Here is an 8,962-nt window from a genome sequence, read left to right on the forward strand (position 1 = left end):
GTGATCCAGCTGGCTTTCTTCTGTACAGATTCAAAATCTACATCCCCAACCAACTTATAACCTTTTTCAGAATTTTCATCTGCAATTCGATTTATCCCAACATCAATAATAACCGCCCCTTCTTTGATCATTTCAGCTTTGATAAGATGCGGCTGGCCTGCGGCTGCGATCAGTACATCAGCTGAAATAGTATGTTGAGTAAGGTCTTTAGTGTATTTATGGCAAATAGTTGTGGTTGCTTTACCCGATGAATTCTCACGAGAAAGCATGATCGCCATGGGTGAACCCACTATATTACTTGCCCCCACCACCACAGCGTGTTTTGCTTTTACCTGGATGCTATAATGTTTGAAAAGCTCCATAATTCCGGCCGGTGTACAGCTCCTGAAACAAGGCTCATCTACGGTCAACCTTCCAACATTCATGGGGTGGAATCCATCTACATCCTTCCGATGGTCTATGCTTTCGATCACATCGTGCGAAGAAAGATGATTCGGAAGCGGCAATTGAACCAAAATCCCATCTACAGAATCGTCTGTATTATATTTTTTGATAATGGATTTTAATTCTTTTGCAGAGATCGTGTCTTGAAGAATATCAGTATGAGTTTCTATGCCAACATCTTCACAAGCACGGGTTTTAGCCCCGGTATATACTTTGGAAGCAGGGTCATCACCTACCAAAATCACTTGCAGAAACGGTGCCCTGTTGCCTTTAGCTTTCCAGTCGTTTACATCTTCACGAACCCGATCACGTACTAAACTTGCTACTTTTTTCCCGTCAATTATTTCTGCACTCATACTATCGTTCTATATTATATTTTTTAATTTTATTGTACATGTGGCTCCGTTGTATCCCAATTGTTTCAGCCGTCTGTGAGATGTTCCAGTCATTCTTTTCAAGCTGCTTTATTAAAAATAAACGTTCTGCTGATTCTTTAAAATCCTGAAAATCATTTGTTCCATCAGCCAGGCTTTTTAAATCATTTGAATTTAAATCTCTGGACTGTAGCACCTCTTCTACTGTTTCCTTATCAATTATGCTATCCTCAGTTAAAATACCTAATCGCTCCACCGCATTTTGTAACTCACGTACATTACCGCTCCATTCTTTTTGTTGAAGAGCTTTCAATGCATCATCTGTAAATGAAATCGCTGAAAAGCTTATATCACGTTCCTTTAGATTATTTAAGCAAGCTTTAGCAATGGCGGGAATGTCTTCTTTTCTATCACGAAGCGGAGGTACTTTTATGGGGATCACACTGATACGATGAAACAGATCTTCTCTGAAATTTCCTTCCTGAATTTCTTTTTCCAAGTCTTTATTGGTAGCTGCTATAATGCGCACATCCACAATTATAGATTTATTACCACCTATACGGGTAATTTTATTATCCTGAAGAGCACGTAGTACTTTAGCTTGTGCATCAATACTCATATCCCCTATCTCATCTAAAAACAAAGTCCCGCCATCAGCTTGTTCAAATTTTCCTACACGTTGTTCTGAGGCGCCCGTAAACGCACCTTTCTCATGCCCGAATAATTCGCTTTCCAATAGATCAGTTGGTATAGCTGCACAATTAACTTCAACAAAAGGGCCAAACCTCCTTGGGCTTTTCTCATGGATCCATTTTGCCACTAACTCTTTTCCCGTTCCGTTGTCTCCGGTTATCAGTACACGAGATTGTGTCGGTGCTACTTTATCAATTAAGGATTTAATGTCTGAAATAGCTTTGCTTTTCCCTATGATCTTCTGAATTTTAGGGAGCTTCTTTTTGATCTGCTTGTACTCTTTTTCAAGATTTTGTTGAGACAAGGCGTTTCTAACGGCGATCAATAAACGATTTAAGTCAGGGGGTTTTTCAAGAAAATCATAAGCACCTATTTTCGTAGCCTCAACTGCAATTTCAATGGTACCATGCCCTGATATCATGATCACAGGAAATTCATGGCCGGCCTGCCTTATATTTTTCAGGGTTTCCAGCCCATCCATCCCCTGCATCTTAATATCCAGAAACATAAGGTCGATCGATTCAGAGGTAACAAAATCCAATGCCGCCTGTCCGCTATCTACCGTTGAAACCTCATAGTTCTCAAAAACAAGAATCTCCTCAAGTGTATTTCGGATAGCTTTTTCATCATCCGTTATTAAAATATGTGCCTTCTTTTCAGCCATGCAGGAAGCTAATCAATATTTATCATACAGATACATCAATATTTGCTCGTGTATTGAATCTATCGGACGGACCTTTTCTGAGATGTAATTATTAGTAGCCATACTTACAATAAGCTGCTTACCTGAACTTGTCTCAAAGTAACCGCTTAGTGTACGAACCCCTGTTACAAAACCGGATTTTCCTTTGAAATTATTATAAAGTGGAGTGCCTTTCATTCGGTGCTGCAAGGTTCCATCTATTCCTGCCACCGACATACTGTTGAAATAAGCATCAAACTCAGGGTGATCCTTCATTTTCACTAACAAATCCGAGATATAACTGGTCTTGTTGAAATTCCCACCTGCCATTCCTGAGCCATCATTCATCTGAACATAAGCCGTATCAATGCCCATGCCATACAGGAAACTTCGAACCTGCTCTATTCCATGCTCAAAAGATCCCGGTTGATCACTCAAGTCTGCTGAGAGTGTTTTGAGCATCATTTCAGTATAAAAGTTGTCACTTTCTTTATTCGCCCATTTTATGAGTTCGGACATTGACTTAGACCTGTGCCTTGCTAACACTCGCAAAGATTCTAATTGCTGCTGTTCGTTGGAAACCACTAAAAATCCATCTACTTCAATACCATTCTTGATCAGGTATTTTTTGAATGAATCCAAAAAGAACAAAGGAGGATTGTTAATTGAAAGTGACTCATCTTCGTAATAAGCCTGAGGCAATGTGCTTCCAAGTACAATACGGTTCTCCCCCAGCTCCCGCCGATAATACTCATCATAATCAATGCTAGGATGCGTAATCACCTGCTCGTTCACAAGTTCCACGTAGTTGGTACTATCCGGAAACCAGGTAATTCGTGGAGTATCTCCAATGGCACCATCCGCAAATACTTCCAGATCAACGGCATTGTTGTTGAATGACAGTGGACTTATCTGAACACCATAGTAGAATGAAAAATCATACCAGTCCCACCCTTTTGGATAGATCTGTTTATCAAACAGGGATACATCTGCGATCAGGTTTCCTTCGATCCTGTCAATACCAAGATCCTGAAGCTGTTCTAAAAATATACTGAAAACGTGATAGCGATCTTCATTATAAAGATCACCGCTTATAGATGGGTCTCCGCTGCCTTTTATGATAAGATCTCCATCCCATACCTGACCTGATAAATTCCCTTCACCGTAAATAGAAGTCTCATAGTGAAAGTCAGATCCAAAATGATCCAGAATAGCTGCGGTGGTAAGAAGTTTTTGATTCGAGGCCGGTATAATAACTTTTTCTGCATTCAGGCTTTCCAAAATGCGGCCTTGTTCCTCTCGTACGGTCACTGACCAAAATGCTTCCTGATTAGGAGCTTGTTCAATAATGGAAGAGATGTTTTGAGCAAAGAGACTTTCCGCAACAAGCGCGAACAACAGGACAAGAATGTTGGTCAAGAGCAGCCTCATTTAGCTCACAAAATATTTTTCTTCTTCTTCTTGAAATGCTGAAAGGATCTCTTCGGTAGAAGTACATCCTAATATTTTTTCACGAAACGAACCGCTATTCATTAAACGTGATATCCGACTCAATAGCTTTATGTGCTGGCTGTTATTTGATTCCGGCCCAACCAATAAAAACACTAGCCGCACTGGATCATTATCTATCGAATCAAAATCCAGGGGTTCTTTCAGTAGCGCGAAAGCGGCAAAATTTTCACTTACAGCCTGTGTTTTTGCGTGAGGAATTGCGAGGCCTTTCCCTACCCCGGTAGACATGATCTCTTCACGTTCAAAAACTGCTTTACGAACTTGTTCAATTTGCTCTTCAGTTTCCATTTTTTCTTTTAATGCATCTACCAAAGCATTAATAAGGTCTTCTTTTGAGTCAACAACAAAGTTGGGTAATACAGTGACGTTATCTAACAGTGAAAATAAATTCATGCAATTTGGTTAAAGAAAAAATGATGATTCGATAGCACTCGAATATAGGCACCGAAGAGACAATCAATCAAAGATTAATTAAAAAGGATTTTAAAGTATATAACGTATAAACTTTGGCTTTTAGTTTTCGTTTAATTAACCTTGAGCAAATTCATAACAAATGGGATTCCACTGTGTATAGAAAAACTTTCCAGTTTCTCACAATTGCTGGTTTAGCAATACTATCAACAATCAATTGCCTTGCGCAAAATGATATTCGTTTTGCGACTCAACCTGCTATTTCACCGGATGCTTCAACAATTGTTTTTTCTTATGAAAGTGATCTTTGGAAAGTTTCGGCTGAAGGTGGCACAGCCGTAAGGCTTACCGGCATGGATGGAGAAGAGTCAGGTTCATCGATATCGCCGGATGGGAAATGGGTGGCTTTTACCTCCAATCAGTACGGAAATGACGACATCTACATTATGCCTCTTGAAGGAGGTCCCATTAAACAATTAACCTTCCACCAGGCATCAGATCAGGTTGAGTCATGGAGTTGGGATTCTAAGGAAATACATTTTCGCTCCGACAGATATAACCGAACAAGTGTGTATACCGTAAATATTGAAGGTGGAACTCCTGAGCGTTTATTTGGACACTATCATAATACTGTTCACAATTTAGTAGCCCACCCCACTGAAGACATCTACTATTTTAATGAATCCTGGGAGAGCTTCATCTTTCCGCAAAGGAAAAAATATAAAGGCCCTTTCAATCCGGATATAAAATCTTTCAATTCAGAAACCCGGGAATTTGTTAAACAGACTGACTGGGAAGGAAAAGATATGTGGCCTACTATTGACCAGGCCGGTACCCTTTACTTTGTTTCTGACAGGGATAATGGCGAATACAATCTTTTTAAGCTAAGCGAGAACACTGAAGAGCAACTCACTTCTTTTGACACCTCTGTGATCACCCCAAAAGTAAGTGCGAATGGAGAAACCATTGTATTTGAAAAAGAATATCAGATCTATACTTATGATGTCTCTAGCGGGGAAAGTTCGAAAGTCCCTATCTCAATATTCCAAAATAATACTCTTGCAAAAGAGCAAAGCTTTGATGTAGAAAACGAGGTATTTTATTTTGATATCTCTCCTGATAAAAAGAAACTTGCTTTTACCTCTCGTGGTGAGCTTTTCGTCTCAGACATCAAAGGGAAATTCATCCGCCAAATTGAGACCAATGCCTTGGGCAGAGTGCTTGAAGTGAAATGGCTGAAAGACAATAAAACCCTTATTTTTAACCAAACTGTTGATGGTTACCAAAACTGGTTTACAATTGCCGCAGATGGCTCAGGACAGGAAGATCAAATAACGAATGACAGAGGGAACAACCGAGCCTTGGAATTAACTTCCGATCGCAGTAAAGCACTGTATCTCAGCGGGCGGTCTGAACTTAGGATAATGAATCTTGAGTCCTTTGAAAGCGAGACGATCGTTGAGGATGAATTTTGGGGATTCCAAAACCAACAACCCCGCTTCTCTCCCAACGATGAATATGTATTATATACTGCCCGAAGAGATTTTGAGCACGATATATTTACATATCATATCGAATCGCAGGAGATCATAAATCTTACAAAGACAGGAGTTTCAGAATCAGATCCTTTCTGGTCGCCGGATGGTAAGTATATCTATTTCTCTTCCTCCAGAACTCAGCCTTCCTATCCCGGCGGCAGTGGAGATACAGACCTGTATCAAATGGCTTTGGATAATTATGAAGACCCTTATAAATCTGATCGTTTTGACAAACTTTTCGAAGAAACAGAAGAAAAAAGCGATGATAGCGATTCTGAAAAAGAGGAACCTGAGATCGAGATCACCATAAATACTGAAGGTCTCATGCAGCGATTAGAGGATATCGGTGAGAATTTTGGGTCACAATTTGCTCCTTTCGTAATAAAGGAGAATGAAAAAACAACGGTTTTCTACCTCAGTAATCATCAGGAAGGTAATACAGGGTTATATTTTACTACTCTTGAGCCTTTCGAGAACTCAGAAACCAAGAAAATTGAGGGGGTCAATTACGTAAGTAATATGATTGAAGTTGACGGAGCTCTATACGCGCTTTCCAATGGATCCGTTTATGAAGTGGATGCTGATGCGGCTAAAACAACTAAGATAGAAACGAGCTACAATTTCAAACGAAATTTGCGTTCTGAATTCGACCAGATGTTTGAAGAGCTTTGGGCTAATATTGAGGAAAATTTCTACAATGAAACCTTTCATGGTATCAATTGGAGAGAGATCAGAGATCAATACAAAACCTATCTGCCTTTCGTAAACAATAGAAACGACTTCAGCAGAATGATGAATGACATGCTTGGGGAGTTAAATTCTTCACACCTGGGTTTCAATACTTTTGGTGAGGAAGAACAAGAATATTATGAAACGGTTTCTCTTTCTACAGGATTGCTCTTCCGGAATGAAGCCCCTTACACCGTGGCTTCTGTTGTTGAACGAGGTCCGGCAGATGTTAGTGGGAAGGATATACGTCCCGGTGACGTTTTGATCGCCGTTGACGGGAAAGAAGTAGATCAAGATACGAATCGGGAAGCCTACTTCAGCCGCCCTTCTATGCAAGAAGAACTTGCCCTTACATTTGAAAGAGGGAATTCTACATTCACCACCAAGATCCATCCTGACTCTTATTTTGCTACCCGGAATAATTTATATGATGAATGGGTAGACCAAAATCAGGATATTGTTGACGAAGAATCAGAAAAACGCATAGCTTATGTACATATGAAGAACATGGGTGGCGGGGAGCTGGAAAACTTTCTTATTGAAATGACATCAGAAGCTTATAATCGTGATGCTTTAATCTTGGATTTGAGATATAATACCGGCGGTAATGTCCATAATGCTGTGCTTCAGTTTCTCTCACAACGACCGTATTTAAAGTGGAAATACCGGAACGGTGATTTTGCATCCCAGCCCAACTTTACTCCGGCGGCCAAGCCTATTGTTCTTCTACAGAATGAGCAGTCTTTAAGTGATGCTGAAGTAACATCTGCAGGTTTCAAGGCCTTGGACCTGGGAACCATTGTTGGGACAGAAACTTATCGCTGGATCATTTTTACTTCAGGTAAAGGGTTGGTTGACGGTTCATTTTACCGGCTTCCTGCATGGGGAGTGTATACTCTCGGAGATGAACGAAATTTGGAGCGCACCGGGGTTAAACCTGATGTTGAAGTCCATAATACCTTTAAAGACCGGCTAACAGACAATGATCCACAGCTTACCAAAGCCATTGAGCTGATAATGGAAGAATTAAGAGATCAGTAATTATCATAACCTAAATAAACTTTCAAGCTTCTTTATGGCATTCCATTAACGCGCAATAAATACTGCAATAACCTGCTAAAATGCTTAAACTTCGGCATGCAATGGATTCGAAGTACCATCACAATTTTAAAGAAAGATCTTCAGATCGAACTGCGGACCCGCTTTGCCTTCAATATGGTATTGGCTTTTGTTGCAGCAGCCATGCTGCTCGTTCTTTTTACTCTTCGGGCAGATCAGCTTGAACCTGGGCCAAAGTCAGGATTAGTTTGGATCATCATTCTTTTTGCTGCATTATCTGCTTTAAGCCGGAGTTTTATTTCCGAAACTGATAAGAAAACTTTTGATCTGCTAAGGATTTATGCAGAGGGAACTACCGTTTACACCGGAAAATTGTTGTACAACTTTTTATTTACCCTTCTCATTAACATAGCTACCTTTGCAGGCTATATTTTTCTTATGAACTTGCAAATTCAGTCCTGGATTGCATTTCTGGTAATGTTAATTGTGGGGACAGCCGGGCTATCAGGAGTTGCAACTATGACCGCCGCGGTTGTCTCTCAGGCAGACCGAAAAGGTGCTATTTTTTCAGTACTCAGCATCCCCTTGTTTATGCCTTTAATACTATTGCTTGCTGACATCAGTAAAACGGCATTCATCAGTGGCGGAGACAGTTCAATGAACAATGTAACAGCTTTGATCGGGTTTGCAGGTGTTACCATTTCCGCAGGAATTTTATTATTTGACTACATTTGGGAGGAATAGCTACAATTGGATATTAAATTTGGTAATCGGAGAATTATAGGACAAAACCGGGCAAAGGAACAAGTAGAACGCATGCTCTCTTCCGACCGGATCAGCCATGCTTATTTACTTTCAGGTCCGGCAGGAGTAGGAAAAACGGCTTTTGCATTAGCTTTAGCTGAAGCCATCAACGGCATAGAGCATTTAAGTGATCTGGGAGAATACAAAACTTCTAAAAAATCGTCGTGGTTTACCCATCCCGATATTCATGTTTTTATCCCGAAGCCTACATCAGCTAAAACTGAAGAACTTAGAGACCGTTTGGAACTTCTTACTAAAGACCCCTATGAGATCGTCAGCTTTTCTCAAAGGCCTTCCCTGGATGATGAATCCTCAAAGAATCTGCAAGCCTTCTATCCCATCGACTATTTTCGGGAAGATATTCGCCCTATTGCAAAGCTGAAACCTAATGAAGGAAACAGGATCATTGTTATTCTTACTCAGGTGGAAACGATGCGCAAGGAGACCGCAAATGCTTTCCTGAAATTACTGGAAGAGCCATCAGATCGGCTTATGTTTATTCTTACCACCGAAAATTATGAGAGCCTGCTCCCTACCATCACTTCGCGCTGCCAGCATATTCCCCTCGGCACCCTAAAAGACAAAGAAGTAGAACAAGGGTTGATTGAAGTGGATGGTTTACAAGCTGATGAAGCTGCTTATCTGGCAAGGGTTTCCGGTGGAAATTATGCCATGACACGTTTCTTTGATATACAGAAGCTTAAAGAAAACCGGGA

At 40.5% G+C, this 8,962-nt stretch carries 7 protein-coding genes; 3 read left to right on the forward strand and 4 right to left on the reverse strand.

The genetic code is table 11. The features are described from left to right. From VFM80_RS13125 to VFM80_RS13140, 4 genes are all read right to left on the reverse strand, one after another. Positions 1-800, reverse strand: an 800-nt coding sequence (locus VFM80_RS13125; protein WP_395072403.1) for a bifunctional 5,10-methylenetetrahydrofolate dehydrogenase/5,10-methenyltetrahydrofolate cyclohydrolase, incomplete at its 3' end; no start/stop codon positions are given. A 1-nt stretch (position 801) separates the two neighbouring features. Then, the gene (locus VFM80_RS13130; RefSeq protein ID WP_395072405.1) at positions 802-2,175 is read right to left on the reverse strand and encodes a sigma-54-dependent transcriptional regulator; all 1,374 of its coding nucleotides are present in this window, start codon (positions 2,173-2,175) and stop codon (positions 802-804) included. A 12-nt stretch (positions 2,176-2,187) separates the two neighbouring features. Next, complete coding sequence (dacB, locus tag VFM80_RS13135) at positions 2,188-3,612, reverse strand: D-alanyl-D-alanine carboxypeptidase/D-alanyl-D-alanine endopeptidase (protein ID WP_395072407.1); 1,425 nt, start codon at positions 3,610-3,612, stop codon at positions 2,188-2,190. A 12-nt stretch (positions 3,613-3,624) separates the two neighbouring features. Beyond that, the gene (locus tag VFM80_RS13140; RefSeq protein ID WP_395072409.1) at positions 3,625-4,098 is read right to left on the reverse strand and encodes a PTS sugar transporter subunit IIA; all 474 of its coding nucleotides are present in this window, start codon (positions 4,096-4,098) and stop codon (positions 3,625-3,627) included. A gap of 173 nt (positions 4,099-4,271) precedes the next feature. On the opposite strand from VFM80_RS13140, the gene VFM80_RS13145 reads away from it, so the two are divergent. The 3 genes from VFM80_RS13145 to VFM80_RS13155 all read left to right on the forward strand — a co-directional run. Further along, on the forward strand, positions 4,272-7,424 hold the full coding sequence (locus tag VFM80_RS13145) for a S41 family peptidase (protein WP_395072411.1): 3,153 nt from the start codon (positions 4,272-4,274) through the stop codon (positions 7,422-7,424). Positions 7,425-7,520: 96 nt separating this feature from the next. Continuing rightward, the gene (locus VFM80_RS13150; RefSeq protein ID WP_395072413.1) at positions 7,521-8,186 is read left to right on the forward strand and encodes a heme exporter protein CcmB; all 666 of its coding nucleotides are present in this window, start codon (positions 7,521-7,523) and stop codon (positions 8,184-8,186) included. Positions 8,187-8,192: 6 nt separating this feature from the next. Then, on the forward strand, positions 8,193-8,962 hold a 770-nt coding region (locus tag VFM80_RS13155; protein WP_395072415.1), incomplete at its 3' end, for an ATP-binding protein.

Origin of the sequence: Gracilimonas sp., assembly GCF_035704785.1 — a bacterium.
Taxonomy (GTDB): Bacteria; Bacteroidota; Rhodothermia; order Balneolales; family Balneolaceae; genus Gracilimonas.